The organism is Leifsonia shinshuensis (assembly GCF_022606355.1).
GTDB lineage: Bacteria > Actinomycetota > Actinomycetes > Actinomycetales > Microbacteriaceae > Leifsonia > Leifsonia shinshuensis_B.
On record NZ_JAHHZQ010000001.1, the window covers coordinates 1,196,815 to 1,213,117 of the forward strand.

At 70.2% G+C, this 16,303-nt stretch carries 14 protein-coding genes; 4 read left to right on the forward strand and 10 right to left on the reverse strand.

Annotated elements, in window-relative coordinates; all coding sequences use genetic code 11:
* Nucleotides 1-18 precede the first annotated feature (18 nt).
* Nucleotides 19-852: an aldo/keto reductase gene (locus tag KNO15_RS05745; protein ID WP_241702458.1), complete on the forward strand. Its 834-nt coding sequence runs from the start codon at nt 19-21 to the stop codon at nt 850-852.
* Between the two features lie 96 nt (nt 853-948).
* The gene (locus KNO15_RS05750; protein ID WP_241702459.1) at nt 949-1,359 is read left to right on the forward strand and encodes a hypothetical protein; all 411 of its coding nucleotides are present in this window, start codon (nt 949-951) and stop codon (nt 1,357-1,359) included.
* A gap of 87 nt (nt 1,360-1,446) precedes the next feature.
* Here the strand turns inward: KNO15_RS05750 and KNO15_RS05755 are convergent, their stop codons facing one another.
* Genes KNO15_RS05755 through KNO15_RS05765 form a run of 3 tightly spaced genes read right to left on the reverse strand, consistent with a single transcriptional unit; the run spans nt 1,447 to nt 4,048 of the window.
* Nucleotides 1,447-3,015, reverse strand: coding sequence for a long-chain-fatty-acid--CoA ligase (locus KNO15_RS05755; protein WP_241702460.1), 1,569 nt, complete (start codon nt 3,013-3,015; stop codon nt 1,447-1,449).
* Entirely contained in the window at nt 2,934-3,428 is a 495-nt protein-coding gene (locus KNO15_RS23470) for a winged helix-turn-helix domain-containing protein (protein ID WP_374113143.1), read from the reverse strand. Before KNO15_RS23470 ends, KNO15_RS05755 begins: the two co-directional genes overlap by 82 nt.
* Nucleotides 3,425-4,048: a hypothetical protein gene (locus tag KNO15_RS05765; protein ID WP_241702461.1), complete on the reverse strand. Its 624-nt coding sequence runs from the start codon at nt 4,046-4,048 to the stop codon at nt 3,425-3,427. The genes KNO15_RS23470 and KNO15_RS05765 overlap by 4 nt, the downstream gene beginning before the upstream one ends.
* 75 nt (nt 4,049-4,123) lie before the next feature.
* On the opposite strand from KNO15_RS05765, the gene hrpA reads away from it, so the two are divergent.
* The gene (hrpA, locus tag KNO15_RS05770; RefSeq protein WP_241702462.1) at nt 4,124-7,981 is read left to right on the forward strand and encodes an ATP-dependent RNA helicase HrpA; all 3,858 of its coding nucleotides are present in this window, start codon (nt 4,124-4,126) and stop codon (nt 7,979-7,981) included.
* A 74-nt stretch (nt 7,982-8,055) separates the two neighbouring features.
* On the opposite strand, the gene KNO15_RS05775 is transcribed toward hrpA, so the two are convergent.
* The 4 genes from KNO15_RS05775 to KNO15_RS05790 are packed head-to-tail and all read right to left on the reverse strand — an operon-like array spanning nt 8,056 to nt 11,597.
* Complete coding sequence (locus tag KNO15_RS05775) at nt 8,056-8,850, reverse strand: SDR family oxidoreductase (protein WP_241702463.1); 795 nt, start codon at nt 8,848-8,850, stop codon at nt 8,056-8,058.
* A 53-nt stretch (nt 8,851-8,903) separates the two neighbouring features.
* Nucleotides 8,904-9,707, reverse strand: a complete 804-nt coding sequence (locus KNO15_RS05780) for an amino acid ABC transporter ATP-binding protein (RefSeq protein ID WP_441328147.1) — start codon at nt 9,705-9,707, stop codon at nt 8,904-8,906.
* Entirely contained in the window at nt 9,704-10,690 is a 987-nt protein-coding gene (locus KNO15_RS05785; RefSeq protein WP_241702464.1) for an amino acid ABC transporter permease, read from the reverse strand. The genes KNO15_RS05780 and KNO15_RS05785 overlap by 4 nt, the downstream gene beginning before the upstream one ends.
* 4 nt (nt 10,691-10,694) lie before the next feature.
* The gene (locus KNO15_RS05790; protein ID WP_241702465.1) at nt 10,695-11,597 is read right to left on the reverse strand and encodes an ABC transporter substrate-binding protein; all 903 of its coding nucleotides are present in this window, start codon (nt 11,595-11,597) and stop codon (nt 10,695-10,697) included.
* 219 nt (nt 11,598-11,816) lie between these two features.
* On the opposite strand from KNO15_RS05790, the gene KNO15_RS05795 reads away from it, so the two are divergent.
* Nucleotides 11,817-12,326, forward strand: coding sequence for a GNAT family N-acetyltransferase (locus KNO15_RS05795; protein ID WP_241702466.1), 510 nt, complete (start codon nt 11,817-11,819; stop codon nt 12,324-12,326).
* A 79-nt stretch (nt 12,327-12,405) separates the two neighbouring features.
* On the opposite strand, the gene KNO15_RS05800 is transcribed toward KNO15_RS05795, so the two are convergent.
* Genes KNO15_RS05800 through KNO15_RS05810 form a run of 3 tightly spaced genes read right to left on the reverse strand, consistent with a single transcriptional unit; the run spans nt 12,406 to nt 16,237 of the window.
* Nucleotides 12,406-13,887 carry an aromatic amino acid ammonia-lyase gene (locus KNO15_RS05800; RefSeq protein WP_241702467.1) on the reverse strand — a complete coding sequence of 494 codons (1,482 nt, stop codon included), beginning with the start codon at nt 13,885-13,887 and terminating at the stop codon, nt 12,406-12,408.
* Nucleotides 13,888-13,891: 4 nt separating this feature from the next.
* On the reverse strand, nt 13,892-15,193 hold the full coding sequence (locus KNO15_RS05805) for an NtaA/DmoA family FMN-dependent monooxygenase (RefSeq protein ID WP_241702468.1): 1,302 nt from the start codon (nt 15,191-15,193) through the stop codon (nt 13,892-13,894).
* Nucleotides 15,194-15,214: 21 nt separating this feature from the next.
* On the reverse strand, nt 15,215-16,237 hold the full coding sequence (locus tag KNO15_RS05810; RefSeq protein ID WP_241702469.1) for a PLP-dependent cysteine synthase family protein: 1,023 nt from the start codon (nt 16,235-16,237) through the stop codon (nt 15,215-15,217).
* Between the last annotated feature and the right edge of the window lie 66 nt (nt 16,238-16,303).

The following is a 16,303-nucleotide window of genomic DNA, read 5'->3' on the forward strand; positions in this document are numbered from 1 at the left end:
CTTGCTAAGCTGGAGGATATGGTTGCACACGCAAATACCCCGCTCCTGACCCTCAACAACGGCACCACCATCCCGCAGCTGGGCTTCGGCGTCTTCAAGGTCGACCCGGCCGAGACGACCCGCATCGTCACCGACGCCCTCGAGGTGGGTTACCGGCACATCGACACCGCCGCGATCTACGGCAACGAGGAGGGCGTGGGCGCCGCGATCGCCTCCTCCGGCATCGCCCGCGACGAACTGTTCATCACCACGAAGCTCTGGAACGACCGCCAGACCGACGCAGAAGCGGCCTTCGACGAGTCGCTCGGCAAGCTCGGCCTCGACTACGTCGACCTGTACCTCATCCACTGGCCGACTCCCGAGAAGGACACCTTCGTGCAGGCGTGGAAGTCGCTGGAGAAGATCTATGCGACCGGCCGCGCAAAGGCCATCGGCGTCTCCAACTTCCTGGTGCCGCACCTGACCAAGCTGCTCGCGAACACCGAGGTCGTGCCCGCCGTCAACCAGATCGAGCTGCACCCGGCCCACCAGCAGCCCGAGGTCACCGCGTTCTCGCGCGAGCACGGAATCGCGATCGAGGCGTGGGGTCCGCTCGGCCAGGGCAAGTACCCGCTGTTCGAGGCCCCGGAGGTCGCCGGTCCGGCGGCCGCGCACGGCAAGACGCCGGCGCAGGTCGTCATCCGCTGGCACCTCCAGACCGGCAACATCGTCTTCCCCAAGTCGAACCGCCGCGAGCGCATGGCCGAGAACTTCGACGTCTTCGACTTCGAGCTGACCGCCGCCGAGGTCGCCGCGATCTCGGCGATGGAGCGCGAGGGCCGCGTGAGCGCGCACCCGAACGAGGTCAACTGACACCTGCTGCCATGCCGAAGGGCACGTCGTTGTCGCTTATCCCGCGAAAAAGTGACAACGACGTGCCCTTCGGCGTTCCGCGACTAGGCTCGCAGCGTGAGAATCACGTCGATCACGGGGAAGATCATCTACATCGTGGGCGCCTTCGGTCTGATCCTGGCGCTCAACTTCTTCGTGATCGACCCGCTCGTCAACGCGGCCCTGGATGTCCTGATCGTCGCCGTTCTCAACGTCGCCTACGTGCTCGTCGGCACGCGCACCTTCCGCGGCAGCGAGGAGAACCGCGAAGACCCGCGCCCGTGGTGGCGCGCCACCGCCCGGCCGGCGGCCGGATTCTGGCTGGGCGCCGTGCTGGGGGTGCTCGCCTTCATCTCCGGCGTGGGAGCGCTCGCCAGCAAGCCGGAGTCGGCGTTCGTCCCGGCCGTCGCGTGCATCGCCTACGCGCTCCTCGCGGCGTACTACCTGCACTCGTCCTACCGCCTGCGCACGCTCGACACCGCGCCGTAGGGCGCGATGCATCCGCCGAAGGGCACGTAAACGCCCTCATTCCGTGGTTTTGGGGGCGTTTGCGTGCCCCTCGGCCGGAGGCCGCCCTCACCCGACCGGCGTCTGCTCCTCGAAACGTGCCACGAGCTCGCGCTTGAGCACCTTGCCGCTCGGGCCGAGCGGCAGCACTTCGAGGATCTCCACCCTGCGCGGGAACTTGTAGGCCGCGACCCGCTCCTGGACGAAGGCGATCAGCTCGTCCGGCTCGGCCTCGGTGCCGGGCATCAGCGTCACCGCCGCCATGATCTCCTGGCCGTGCGTGTCGTGCGCGACGCCGAACACCGCCACCAGCGCGACAGAGGGGTGCGTCGAGAGCACCTCCTCGACCTCCCGCGGGTAGACGTTGTAGCCGTTGCGCACGATCATGTCCTTCTTGCGGTCGACGATCGTGATGTAGTCGTCGTCGCTCTTCGTGCCCAGGTCGCCGGTGCGGAACCAGCCGTCGACCATGGCCTCTGCGTTGGCCTCCGGGAGGTTGAGGTAGCCCTTCATGAGGTTGTGGCCGCGCACGACGATCTCGCCGAGCTCGCCGCGCGGCAGCAGCCGGATCGCGTCGTCGACCTCCGCGTCGGCGATCTCGACATCCACTCCCCAGATCGGCTGGCCGACGGTGCCGACGCGCGTCGGGCGGCCGCGGTGGTTGAACGACGCGACGGGCGAGGTCTCGGTGAGCCCGTACCCCTCGTGCACGTCGATGCCGTAGACCTCCTTCATGCGCTCGATGACCGCGACGGGGATGGCCGCGCCGCCGCTCATGCCGTACCGCAGCGGCGGTCGTTCCGGGTTGGTCTTGGCGGCCTCCAGCAGCGCGATGTACATCGTGGGCACCCCGGTCATGACCGTGCACTGGTGCGCGTTCAGCAGCTGCAGCGCCGTCGCCGGGTCGAACTTCGGCACCAGCACGACCGCGGCGCCCGCGCGGAAGCCCATGTTCATCACACACGTCTGGCCGAAGGTGTGGAAGAGCGGGAGGCAGCCGAGGATGCGGTCGGTCGGCTCGAGGTCGAGCGTGCCGCTGAGGAGCACGTTCACCTGCTCGACGAGCGAGAAGTGGCAGCCCTCCGCGCCCTTCGGCTTGCCGGTCGTCCCGCTCGTGTAGAGGATCGTGGCGGTGTCGATGGGATGACGCGGGACGTACGTCACGACGGGGTCCGCGCCCGCTGCCAGCTCCTCCAGCCGCGGGAACGGCAGCTGCTCGACCAGTTCGTCGGGTACCAGCACCGACAGCGTGTCGACGCCGGCGAGCGCCGCGCCCTTCGCGCCCTCGGTCAGGAGCGGCGCAGCGCAGATCAGCAGCTTCGAACCGGAGTCGCGCAGCACGTACTCGATCTCGCCGGCTTTGAGCAGCGCGTGGATGGGGACGACGACCGCGCCGAGGGCGAGCACGCCGTAGTAGGCCCGTGGGAAGTCGGGGACGTTGGGGATCATCAGCGCGACCTTGTCGCCCGGGCCGACGCCGAGATCGCGGAGGGCGCCGGCGTAGGCGCGGGTCTGGTCCCAGAGGTCGCGGTAGACGATCTCCTGGCCGTTGAAGATCAACGCCACGTTGTCCGGCATCCGGTGGGCGGTCTCGGCCAGGATGCTGGCGACCGACATGGTGGCGTAGCCGTGAGGCATGGGGGGCTCCTTCGTCGACGTTGACGGACCCGTTCGGGTTGAGGGAAACCTACGTCACCGCGCCCCGCCCCGCAACGCCCCCGTTGGTGCGCGGCTGTCCCCCATCGCGTCCCGTGCGCGCCGAGGATGGAGCGGAGAGTGGCCGTGTAGTCCTCGAAGGCGCGGCGGCCGGTGGTGGTGAGCGCGAGGTAGGTCACGGGGACCCGGCCGCGGTGCGCCTTCTCCACCTCCACGTATCCGGCGTCCTCCAGCTTGCGCAGGTGGGTCGCCAGGTTGCCGGCGGTGAGGTCGAGCAGCTCCTGCAACCGGGGGAACGACATGCTGCCGCCGTCGGGCACGGTCGCCAGTGTGGCGGTGATCTTGAGTCTGGCTGCAGCGTGGATGACCGGGTCGAGCTCGTCCACGCCGGTCACCGCTGCGGCTTCGGGGCGCGGAGCGTGCCGAGGGTGACGATCGCGCCGACGCCGAAGACGACCCCGCCCGTGATCGCCATGAGCAGGAGGTTGGGCCCGAGACCGAGGAACGGCGCGACCGAGCCCACGACCAGCAGGGCGAGCCCCAGGAACAGCTGCAACCGGTCGCCCCAGATCGCCGCGCCGGCGAGGTAGAGCGTTCCGCACATGAGCGCGTAGGCGCTCGGGAAGTAGATGCCGGCGAGCTCGCCCGGCATGCCCTGTGCGATCAGCCCGGTGCCGACCAGCGCGAACGCGACAGAGCACACCGACCAGGACACTCCGTACACGGTGCCGGAGAACTGGGATTCCCCGCGCACGCCGCGGCCGATCCGCGAGCCGATCACGGCGGAGGCGACGATCGACGCGACGATGAGCACGGCGAACAGGATGCCGGCGGCGACCGGCGGGAAGACTCCCAGCTCGGCCAGGTAGAGGGCCAGGAAGCCGACCAGCCACGCCACCGCCCACACGGTGTACAGCCAGACGACGGGGAGGCGGTGGCCTCGGTCGACGCGGCGGCGCTGACCGTCGATGAGGTCGAGCATCTCGCGTGCGTCTCCGGACAGGTTCTCGTTCATATTCACTTTGTAACACAAAGTACTCTGCGCCCGCAAGAGATTTGCAACTCTGCGAACGGCTAGACTGGAGGGCTCATGTCCGCATCGGTCGCCCTCCCCCGCATCGTCTTTCCTCCCGAGCTGCCCGTCAGCCAGAAACGCGATGAGATCGCGCGCGCGATCCGCGACAACCAGGTCGTGATCGTCGCCGGCGAGACAGGCTCGGGAAAGACCACCCAGCTGCCGAAGATCTGCCTCGAGCTCGGCCGGGAGAGCATCGGGCACACCCAGCCCCGGCGATTGGCCGCGCGCACGATCGCCGAGCGCATCGCCGAGGAGCTCGGCCAGAGCGTCGGCGAGCTGGTCGGCTACCAGGTGCGGTTCACCGACCGGGTGTCGAAGGCGACGCGGATCAAGCTGATGACCGACGGCATCCTGCTCAACGAGATCCACCGCGACCGGCTGCTGCGCAAATACGACACCATCATCATCGACGAGGCGCACGAGCGCAGTCTCAACATCGACTTCCTGCTGGGCTATCTGCGCGAGCTGCTGCCGAAGCGACCCGACCTCAAGGTGATCATCACCTCCGCCACCATCGACCCGGAGAGCTTCGCCGCCCACTTCGCCGCGGCGGACGGCACGCCGGCGCCGATCGTGGAGGTCTCCGGCCGCACGTTCCCGGTCGAGATCCGCTACCGGCCGCTTGTCGCCGAGACGCTGGAGGCGGACGACGACGAGCCGGATCCGGTGCCCGCCGCCGACCGCGACTACCTGCAGGGCATCAACGACGCCCTCGACGAGCTCGCCAGGGAGGCGGCGGGCGACGTGCTCGTGTTCCTCTCCGGCGAGACCGAGATCCGCGATGCCGCCGACGCCATCCACGGCCGCAACCTGCCGGGCACCGAGGTCCTCCCGCTCTACGGTCGGCTCTCGTCAGCCGAACAGCATCGCGTCTTCCAACCGTCCACGATGCCGGGCGTGCGTCGCCGCATCGTGCTCGCCACGAACGTCGCGGAGACCAGCCTGACCGTGCCCGGGATCAAGTACGTGGTCGATGCCGGCACCGCCCGCATCAGCCGCTACTCCACCCGCGCGAAGGTGCAACGCCTCCCCATCGAGGCCATCTCGCAGGCCAGCGCCAACCAGCGGTCCGGCCGCTCCGGACGCACGAGCGACGGCATCGCCATCAGGCTCTACTCGCAAGAGGACTTCGAGAAGCGGCCCGAGTTCACCGAGCCGGAGATCCTGCGCACCAACCTGGCGGCGGTCATCCTGCAGATGATCTCGCTCGGGCTGGGCGACATCGCGGCGTTCCCGTTCCTGACACCGCCGGACTCGCGCGGCATCAAGGACGGTCTGGATCTGCTGGCCGAGCTCGGCGCCATCACGACGAAGAACGGCGAGAACGCACTGACGAAGGTCGGCCGGTCGCTCGCCCAACTCCCCATCGACCCGCGGTTCGCCCGCATGGTCGTCGAGTCGAAGCGGCACAACACGTCGCGCGAGGTCATGGCGATCGTCGCGGGGCTCACGATCCAGGATGTGCGCGAGCGGCCGGTCGAGAAGCGCGGCAGCGCCGACGAGAAGCACGCCCGCTTCGTCGACCCGACCAGCGACTTCCTCACCCTGCTCAACCTCTGGAACTACCTGGAGGAACAGCAGCGCGAGCTCTCCTCCAGCGCGTTCAGGAGGCTGTGCAAAGCCGAGTACCTCAACTTCCTCCGCGTGCGCGAGTGGCAGGACGTCTACCGGCAGCTGCGCCAGCTGGCCCGACCGCTCGAGTTGACGGTGGGCGAGCCGTCGATCGATCCCGACGGCATCCACCGGTCGCTGCTGGCCGGGCTGCTGTCGCACATCGGGCTGAAAGACCTTCGCGAGAGCGGAAACAAGGGGTCCGCCCGTGGTCAGCGACAGTCCGAGTACCTCGGCGCCCGGCAGACCCGGTTCGTCATCTTCCCCGGCTCTGCGCTCGCCAAGAAACAGCCGAACGCGATCATGTCCGCCGAACTCGTGGAGACCTCCCGGCTCTTCGCTCGGATGAACGCGACCATCGACCCGGCCTGGGCCGAGCCGATCGCCGGCGACCTCTGCAAGCGGCAGTACAGCGAGCCGCACTGGGAGAAGAACCAGGGAGCCGTCGTCGCCTACGAGCGCGTCACCCTGTACGGCGTCCCGATCATCCCCCGGCGCCGCATGCAGTACGCCCGCATCGACGCCGAGCTGTCGCGCGAGTTGTTCATCCGGCACGCGCTCGTCGACGGCGAGTGGGACTCGCGCCAGGCGTTCGACCGGGCCAACCGCAAACTGCTCGCCGAGCTGCGCGAACTGGAGGAGCGCACCCGCCGCCGTGACATCCTCAACGACGACGAGGCCGTCTTCGAGTTCTACGACGCCCGCATCCCCGCCGACGTGGTCTCGACGCGGTCGTTCGAGGGCTGGTGGAAGAAGGCCAGGACCGAGACGCCCGAGCTGCTGACGATGACCCCGGAGTCGCTGCTCGAGGACGACGCGGCAGGGGTCGACGAGGAGGCGTTCCCTCCGGTGTGGCGTCAGGGCGATCAACGGCTCACGCTGCGATACCGCTTCGAGCCGGGAGCGGAGGACGACGGGGTGACCGTGCAGGTGCCGCTCGCGCTGCTCGCCGGGCTCGTGCCCGACGGCTTCGACTGGCAGGTGCCCGGGCTCCGCCAGGAGCTCGTGACCGCGATGATCAAATCGCTGCCGAAGGCGATCCGGCGCCAGGTGGTCCCCGCGGCCGACTGGGCCAAGCGCCTGCTCGGCGAGCTCGCGGGCGCGGCCGGGATGGAGGCCCACGACGGCCGTCGGCCCGCGGCCTCCCTCGCCGATACGCTCGCCGCGACCATCTCGCGGCAGACCGGCTCGCGCGTCACCGGCGCCGACTTCGACCTCGACCGGCTGCCCGCCCACCTGCGGCCCACCTTCCAGGTGATCGGCGAGCGCGGGCGGCCGCTCGCGAGCGGCAAGGATCTCACCGCGCTGCAGGAGCGCCTGCGCTCGCGCGCCCGCGACTCGGTCGCGCGGGTGGCCGAGGCGCGCACGCCCGACGCCATCGAGCGCTCGGGGCTCACGACCTGGGACCTCGACGAGCTGCCCCGCCACCTCGACTCGGCCCAGAAGGGCCCGAACGGCACGACCAACACCATCCGCGCGTACCCGGCGCTCGTCGACGACGGCGCGAGCGTCAGCATCCGGCTGATGTCGACGCCCGCAGAACAGGCGCGCGCGCTGCCGGGCGGGGTGCGGAGGCTGCTGCTGGCGAGCATCCCGTCGCCGGTCGCCTACGTGCAGCAGCACCTCACCTCCACCGAGAAGCTGACGCTCGCCGCCAGCCCGTACCCGAACACGAAGGCACTGTTCGACGACTGCCTGCTCGCCGTCGTCGACTCGGTGCTCTACCGGATGAAGCCCGACGGCCAGCTCTTCATGCGCGCCGAGTTCGAGGCGGTGCGCGACCGGGTCTCAGCGGTCGTGATGGACTCGATGTTCGACACGGTCGCCCTCGTCACGCGCACCCTCACGGCGGCCAGGGCGGCGGAGAAGGCGATCGGGAGCGCGACCTCGCTCGCGTACCTCCCGGCGCTGAACGACGCGAAGACACAGCTGGCGGGCCTGGTCTACCCGGGGTTCGTGTCGGCGACGGGCCTGGAGCAGCTGAAGCACCTCCCGCGCTACCTGTCGGGCATCACGCAGCGCATGCAGGCGCTGCCGACCAACCCGGGCCGCGACCGCGCCTGGCAGACCCAGGTGGAGACCGCGACGGCGCTCTACACGGAGGCCGGCGGCCGCATCCCGCCTGCGCCGCACGCACCGGAGAACCTCGTGCACGCCCGCTGGATGCTGGAGGAGTTCCGCGTGTCGCTCTTCGCGCAGTCCCTCGGCACCGCGGAGACCGTCTCCCTCCAGCGCATCCGCAAGGTGCTCGGGGGCTGAGCAGCCGTCGCTTCCTCACTTTCTCCCGCAACACGCCGGTCGGAGGCGGGAGAAAGTGAGGAAGCGATGGCTGCTCAGACGGGGAGGTGGAAGCCTCCGTTGGAGTGGAGGAGCTGGCCGTTGATCCAGCCGCCGGAAGGCGAAAGCAGGAAGGCGACCAGGTCCGCGGTGTCTTGCGGACGGCCGAGGCGGCCGAGGGCGGTCTCGGCGGCGAGCGCCTCGGCGAGGTCCGGCGTCATCCAACCGGTGTCGATCGGGCCGGGGTTGACGAGATTCGCGGTGATTCCGAGGTGCGCGAGCTCGACGGCCGCGGCGATCACGATGCGATCGAGCGCGCCCTTGCTGGCGCCGTACGGGAGGTTGTGGGCGGTGTGGTCGCTCGTCAGCGCGACGATGCGGCCCATCGCCGGTGCGCCGGGATCCGACGGTTGCACGAACTGCTCGGCGAACGCCTTGATCAGGAGCCACGTGCCGCGCGTGTTCACCGCGAAGTGCGCGTCGAACGCCTCCACCGTCGTGTCGAGCAGGCCGCTGTCGACCGAGTGGGCGTGGCTGGCGACGAGCGCCTGGATCGGCCCGAGGCCCGCACGCACCCGCTCGACGGCCAGGCGCGGCGACTCCGGATGCGCGAGGTCGACGGACACCGGCAGGGCGCGTACGCCGAACGCCCGCAGTTGGTCGGCGAACTCATCGTGTGCACGCTCATGCGCTCCCCACGGCATCGAAGCGTCGTAGTCGTCCCAGAAGGCGAACGCGACGTCCCAGCCGAGGGAGGCCTGATTGCGGGCGATCGCCGCCCCGATCGAGTTCGGGCGGCTCGCGCCGGTGATGAAGACGACGGGACGGGAGGAGCGGGCGTCGTTGTCCATCCGACGATTGTGTCAGACGGACGACGACACCCGCTCCGTCGTACTTCGAGCGGCTACAGCACCTTCGAGAGGAAGGCCTGCGTGCGCCGGTGCTGCGGGTTCGCGAGCACCTCGCGCGGGTCGCCCGCCTCGACGACGACGCCGCCGTCCATGAAGACCAGCTCGTCCGCGACCTCGCGGGCGAAGCCCATCTCGTGGGTGACGACGACCATCGTCATGCCGGAGGCCGCCAGGCCCTTCATGACGTCGAGCACCTCGCCGACCAGCTCGGGGTCGAGCGCAGAGGTCGGCTCGTCGAACAGCATCAGCTTCGGGTCCATCGCGAGCGCGCGGGCGATCGCCACGCGCTGCTGCTGACCGCCGGAGAGCTGCGACGGGTAGTGGTCGCCCTTGTCGGCCAGGCCCACGCGGGCGAGGAGCTCGTTGGCGCGCTCGACCGCTCGCGCCTTCGGGAGGCCCTTCACCCGGATCGGAGCCTCGATGATGTTCTCGAGCGCCGTCATGTGCGGGAACAGGTTGAACCGCTGGAAAACCATCCCGATCTCCCGCCGCTGGCGGGAGGCCTCCTTGGGCTTCAGCTCGTACAGCTTGTCGCCGTGCTGGCGGTAGCCCACGACCTGGCCGTCGACCGAGAGCCGCCCGGCATCCACCCGCTCCAGGTGGTTGATGCACCGCAGGAAGGTGGACTTGCCCGAGCCGGACGGCCCGATGATGCAGAGCACCTCCCCCGGCCGCACCGAGAGCGAGATCGACTTGAGCACCTCGTTGGAGCCGAAGCTCTTCGAGACGCCCTCGGCGAGGACCATCGGCGTGACGCCGGCCTTCCCGATCGCGTCCGGTACCGTCGCGTCGCTCATCCCTTGCCTCCCAGGTCGTTGCCGTCGGGTGCGCCGGCCGCGGGCAGCGCGCCCGTGGCGAGTGCCGGCTCCCTGTTCTCGGGCCGCCGCATGTTGACGCCGCGCGAGAACCGCTTCTCGAGGAAGTACTGGCCGACCATCAGGATCGAGGTGAACAGCAGGTACCAGAGCGAAGCGACGATCAGCAACGGGATCGGCGTGTAGGTGACCGCGGAGATGTCGCGCGCGACACCGTAGAGGTCGGTGGTCAGGGGGATCGCCGCGACGAGCGAGGTGGTCTTCAGCATCGAGATGACCTCGTTGCCCGTCGGCGGGATGATCACGCGCATGGCCTGGGGGATCACGATGCGGGTCATCGTCTGCCACCACGACATGCCGAGAGCGGTCGCGGCCTCCTCCTGCCCCTCGTCGACCGAGAGCAGGCCGGCGCGCACGATCTCGGCCATGTACGCGGCCTCGTTGAGCGCAAGTCCGACGATCGCGATGATGAACGCGTTCTGCATGAAGCCCAGGTCGAAGGTCGCGCCCAGGTTCGTCCACGGCACGCCGAGGAAGACGTGCGGGTAGATCAGTGAGAACAGGCCCCAGAACACCAGCTGGACGTACACCGGGGTGCCGCGGAAGACCCAGAGGTAGAGCCAGGCCACCGACTTGACGACCGGGTTCGGCGACAGCCGCATCACGGCCAGGATCAGGCCGAGGATGACGCCGATGACCATCGAGTAGACCGTCAGCTGGAGGGTCACGAGCGCAGCGGCACTGATGCGCTTGTCGAAGACGTACTTGCCCACGTACTGCCAGCCGTAGGCGGATCGCTGCGACGCGTCGACGATGAACCAGACGGCCAGCAGGATGAGGACGATCGCGAAGACGATGCGCCACGGATGGCGCAGCTTGATGGCCTTGATCGGCTCGGACGGCGGGGCGCCGGCCGGCGACGGGACGGATCCCGTCGCCGGACCGGCCGGGTTGCCCTGCGACATCAGGTCAGCCCTTCGAGGCTGCGTTGATGCTCGCGGTCGTGACCATTCCGTCGGCCACGCCCCACTTGTCGAGGATCTTCTTGTAGGTGCCGTCGTCGATCAGCGCCTGGATGGTCTTCTGCAGCACCGGGGTCAGATCGGAGTTCTTGGCGACCGGGATGCCGTAGGGCGCGACGTCGAACGTCTTGCCGGCCTCCTGCAGCTTGCCGCTGGACTTCGAGACCGCGTACAGCGTGACGGGCGAGTCGGCGCTGAGGGCGTCCGCCTTGCCGAGGATGACCGCGTTGGTCGCGTCGTCCTGGTTGTCGTAGCGCAGCGCCTGGATGGCCGGCTTGCCCGCGTCGGTGCAGGTCTTCGACTTGGCGGGGACCTCGTCGGTGTCCTCGTACGTGGTGGACTGGACGGCGACCTTGAGGCCGCAGGCGTTGTCGGGGTCGACGGTCTTGCCCTTGGCGGACGCCCAGAGGATGCCGGCGTTGTAGTAGTTGACGAAGTCGACCTGCTTCTCGCGCTCGACCGTGTCGGTGAAGGAGGACATTCCGAAGTCGTCCTTGCCGCCGGTGACGCTCGGGATGATGTTGTCGAACTTGGCGATCGCGTAGTTGATCTTGACGCCGAGCTTCGCGCCGATGGCGTTGGTGAAGTCGACCTCCCAGCCGACGGGGTTGCCGTTGTCGTCCTTGTACTCGTTCGGCGGGTAGGTGTCGTCCATGCCGACGGTGAGGACACCGGCGGACTTGATCTTGGACGGCAGGCTGGCTGCGAGGGTGTCGTCCTTCTTCACGTCGAACGCGGCGCTCGACGCTGAGCCGCTCGACGAGGGGGTGGAGTTGTCGACACAACCGGAGAGCGCGAGCGCTGCGACGGCGACGAGGGCGGCCACGGGGGCCACGGATCGGATGCGCATGATGGTAGTTGTCCTTCTTCCTGGTGCAAGGTGTGCAGGAGGGGTAAGGGGAGAATACCCCAGCCCCGATGCAATGTAGGCATACTAAATCGCGCGCGAAACGCCAGTTTTCCTGCAAGTTTCGCAGAGATTTCGTGTTTCTTTGCGCGGAATCCGTTGTCTGCGCCGGGTGTTGACGCCGATTGCACGCGGTGCGGCGCGCCGCGCTAGGGTCGGGTCGTGACCCAACCGCAATCCGGCCTGGCCGAATCGGCCCGCGTGGTCGTCACACGCCCCGACGATCCGCTGGCCGCGCCGCTGGTCGAGGAGCTGTCGCGCGAGTACGACGAGCGGTACGGCCTCAACGACGGCATCCCCTCCTCCGCCGAGCTGTCGCGTTATCCGGCCGAGCGGTTCACCGAGGCGGAGGGCGGGACGTTCCTGCTCCTCGTCGATGCGTCGGGGTCACCGGTCGCGGGCGGCGCCTTCATGCGCGAGGACGACTCCACGGTCGAGGTCAAGCGGGTCTGGACGGACTCGGGCCACCGGCGCCAGGGGCTCGCCCGCCGGGTGATGACCGAGCTGGAGGCCGAGGCCGCCCGTCGCGGCATCCGGACGATCGTGCTCACCACCGGCGCGCGCCAGCCGGAGGCGGTCGCGCTGTACATCGCGCTCGGCTACTCACCGCTGTTCGACCTCGACGGCGACTGGGAGCGCGTCTCGTACCTCGGCTTCCGCAAAGACCTCTAACGCTGCGCGGTCTCGAGATTCGTCACGAATGTCGTGATTCGTGCCACGAATGTCGACATTCGTGACGAATGTCGCGGGGTCAGTCGGTGAGGAGGCGGGAGGTCTCGGCGACGAGCGCGGCGGCGGAGCGGCCGTCGACGGGGTCGGCGAACGCTTCCGCGAGGGCCTCGGCCAAGCGGCCCGTGCCGGCGCCGGCGGGATGGGCGCCCAGCACGCCGAGCAGGTCGGCCGCGTGCAGTGCCTCGATGGCGACGATCTCCGTCGTCCGGTCAATGGCGCGCTGCAGGAGGCGCAGCGCGAGCGGCGCGTAGGTCGCGTGATCCTCCACCCCCGACAGCGTCGAGCTGCCGAGTGTCGCCGGCGCCGCCAGCTGGCGCACCTCTGCGACGGCGTCGGCGGCGGCGTAGAGGAGGAGCCCGGGGATGCGGGTGCGGCCCTCCCGGCGCGCGGGCGCGAGGGCGAGCGAGAGCGCGGCGGTGCGACGCTCCGACGCCTCGGCGACGTGGGCGAGTGCCAGGCGCAGGTTCTCCAGGGCCAGCGCCAGCGGCAGTGCTTCGAAGTTGCCTCCGGAGACCAGCCGGCCGCCCGGGAGGTCGACGACCGGGTTCTCCGAGCGCGCCGCGAGCTCGACCTCCAGCTCGGAGCGCAGCCGGGCGACAGCCTCGCGGAACGCGCCGTGGAGCTGCGGCGCCGTGCGGAACGCCAGCGGATCCTGCACGCTCACCACGCGGTCGGGCGCGCGGAGGCCGCTGCCATCCAGCGCGGCGCGGATCGCCTGGGCCGAGGCGGTCTGTCCGGTGCCGCCACGAGCCTCCGCCACCTCAGACGAGTAGGGGCTCAGGTTGCCGGACGGTCCCGCTGCGCCGACGGCCTCCAGCGACAGCGCCACGACGAGGTCGGCCGCCTCCGCGAGCCTCCGCGCGGCGACCGCCGCCAGTGAGCCGACCCCGACGCTCAGCGCGTTGGCGCTCAGTGCGGCCAGAGCCTCGTGCGGCGCGAGCTCGATGGGCTCCAGGCCGGCGTCGGCGAGGGCCTTGGACGCCGGGACCTCCGCGCCGGAGCGCACCACCGTCCCGGTGCCGATGACGACGGCGGCGACCTCGGCGAGCGCGGTCAGGTCGGCCGCGCCGACGGAGCCCCGCGAGGGGATCCACGGGGTCACGCCGGCGTTGAGCAGTGCCGCGTACGCGTCCGCGAGTTCCGGCCGGACGCCGGCGCCGCCCCGGCTGAACCCGGCGAGGCGGGTCGCGACCACCGCGCGGGCCTCCACCTCGGTGAGAGGTTCGCCGATTCCGCCGCGGTGGTTCGCGATCGTGCGGCGCTGGAACGCCGCCAGCTCGTCTGCCGGCACGGCGTCGTCGCGGCCGGCCCCCAGTCGACGGTTGAGCCCGTAGACCGGCTCCCCCGCCTCGATCGCACGCTCGACGACCGCCCGGGACGCGGCGATCCGCTCGCGCGCATCGGTGTCGAGCGCGACAGGCGCGCCCTCCGCGATCGCGACGATGTCGGAGACGGTCGGAGGCCCATCGCCGAAGAAGACGTCCCCCGTCGGTCCTGTCACGGCGTCAGAAGTCCGCGAGGTTGCGGCGGAGTCCGCCGTCGCCGAGCTCCGGCCGCAGCAGGCCGCGGCGGCGGAGGGCCGGCACCAGCGGGTCGAGTGTGCGGTGCACGTTCGCGGGATGCACCTGCCCGGTGAAGAGGAACCCGTCGCCGCCGACGGCCTCCCCCAGTTCGCCCAGGTGGTCGGCGACCTCGTCGGCGGTGCCGATGATCGCCAGGCCGTCCTTCTTGGCGCGGGTCTGCAGGATCTCGCGCAGCGTGGATCCCGCCGGAGCGGACGACACGAAGTTGTCGAGGGTGCCGCGGTTGCTGTTGGTGGTGATCTCCGGAAGCGGTGCGTCCAGGTCGAAGGTCTTGAAGTCGACCCCGGTCAGGTAGCTGATCGACTGCAGCTGTTCGTCGATGGCCGTCTGCGTGAGCTCGGCGCGGGCCGCGCGCACGCTCGCGGTCTCCTCGGCGTTCGCGGTCAGGATCGGCTGCACGACGAACAGCACCTTCACCGCGTCGGCCGGCCGGCCGTTCTCGACGGCGACGGCCCGGATGCTGTCGCGGTACTCGCGCATCCGCTCCGGGGTGGAGGCCAGCGCGAGCACCACGTCCGAGTTCTTGCCCGCGAAGTCGCGCCCGCGGCCGGACGCGCCCGCCTGCACCATCACCGGTTCCTCGGCGGCCGGGGCCATGTTCAGCGGCCCGCGCACGCGGAAGAAGCGGCCCTCGTGGTCGATCGTGTGCACCTTGCGGTAGTCGGCGAAGACGCCGCCCTCGGCATCCTCCACGATGGCGTCAGGCTCCCAGCTGCGCCAGAGCTTGCGGACGACCTCCACCCACTCGTCGGCCCTGTCGTAGCGGAGGTCGTGCTCCACCTGCTTGTCGAGCCCGTAGTTCTGTGCGGCGAGGTCGGAGCCGCTGGTCACCACGTTGAAGCCGAGCCGCCCGCCCGCGAAGTGCTGGAGGGTGCTGAGCAGGCGCGCCGCGGTGAACGGCTCGTAGAAGCTCGCGCTGAGCGTCGGCACGATGCCGAGCCGGCTGGTGGCCCCGAGCAGGTAGGGTACGAGCGGGAGCGGGTCGTGCTTGGGGACGAACCGTGCGGCGGCCAGGTTCACCTCGGCCGACCCGCCGTAGGTGTCAGGCACGGCCACCCCGTCTTCGATGATGAACAGGTCGAAGCCCGCCCCCTCGAAGGCACGCGCCGCGTCCTGGTAGACGGGCGGCTGCCTCCAGTCGTAGCCGATGCCGTACGTGGGATCGCCCCAGCCCTGGACGCCGAAGCCGGCGCCGAGGAACCAGCCGAAGTGAAGGAGTGCCATGCGTTCTCTCTGCTGTGCGCGTCAATCGACGCCGACGCCGGCGGCCGTCAGCCAGTCGGTGTCGTACGCCTTGGTGAGGTAGTTCGTTCCGCCGTCCGGCGCGATCGCGACGATGATCGAGCCCGGTCGCGCCTCGCGCGCCACCCGCAGGGCGGCCGCGACGGCGAGCGCCGACGACGGGCCGAGCAGGAGGGCCTCCTCTGCGGCGAGCCGGCGGAGCGTGCGATACACCACCCCATCCTCGACCGTGTGGACCTCGTCCACCACCCGCGGGTCGAAGGTGTCCGGCCAGAAGTCGCGCGGCCAGGCGGTGCCGACGCCGTCGACGAGGATGCGGCCGGCCGCGCCGCCGCCATAGGTCGAACCGGCGGGGTTCGCCCCGTGCACCTCCACAGCTCCCCCGCTGACCTCCTTGAGGTAGCGTCCGGTACCGCTGACGGTGCCGCCGGTGCCGATGGCCGCGACGAAATGCGTCACCCGGCCGGCGGTCTGGCGCCAGATCTCCGGTCCGGTGCCCCGGTAGTGCGCCTCGGGGTTCGCGGCGTTCGCGAACTGGGCGGGGCGCCACGACCCCGGCGTCTCGGCCGCGATCCTGTCCGCGACGGCGCGCGGGTTGGCCGGGTCGTCGGGGCCGGCCTCCCAGTCGGCCTCCACCAGGCGGGCTCCGTAGGCGGCGAGGATCTTGCGCTTCTCGTCGGAGATGTCGGCGGCGTGCACGATGACGACGGGATGACCGGTGAGCCGGCCGATGAGCGCGAGACCGATCCCGGTGTTCCCGCTCGTCGCCTCCACGATGGTGCCGCCGGGGGCGAGTGCGCCCGCCGCCTCCGCCGCGCGGATCATGTTGAGGGCGATGCGGTCCTTCGACGAGCCTCCCGGATTGCGGCCCTCGAGCTTGACCAGCACCCGGGACTCGAGGCCGGCCGGCAGGGAGTGCAGCTCGACCACCGGGGTGTTGCCGATCAGCGCCGCCGCCGAGTCGCACACCTCGCCCAGCGGGAGGTTGCCTGGGGCGGAGGCGGGGATCAGGTCGAGCGCGGTCATGCAGGAACGATAGACGCGTCGGCCGCGGAGCGCACGGGCTGTGTCGACGTGTTACACCGGGGCAGG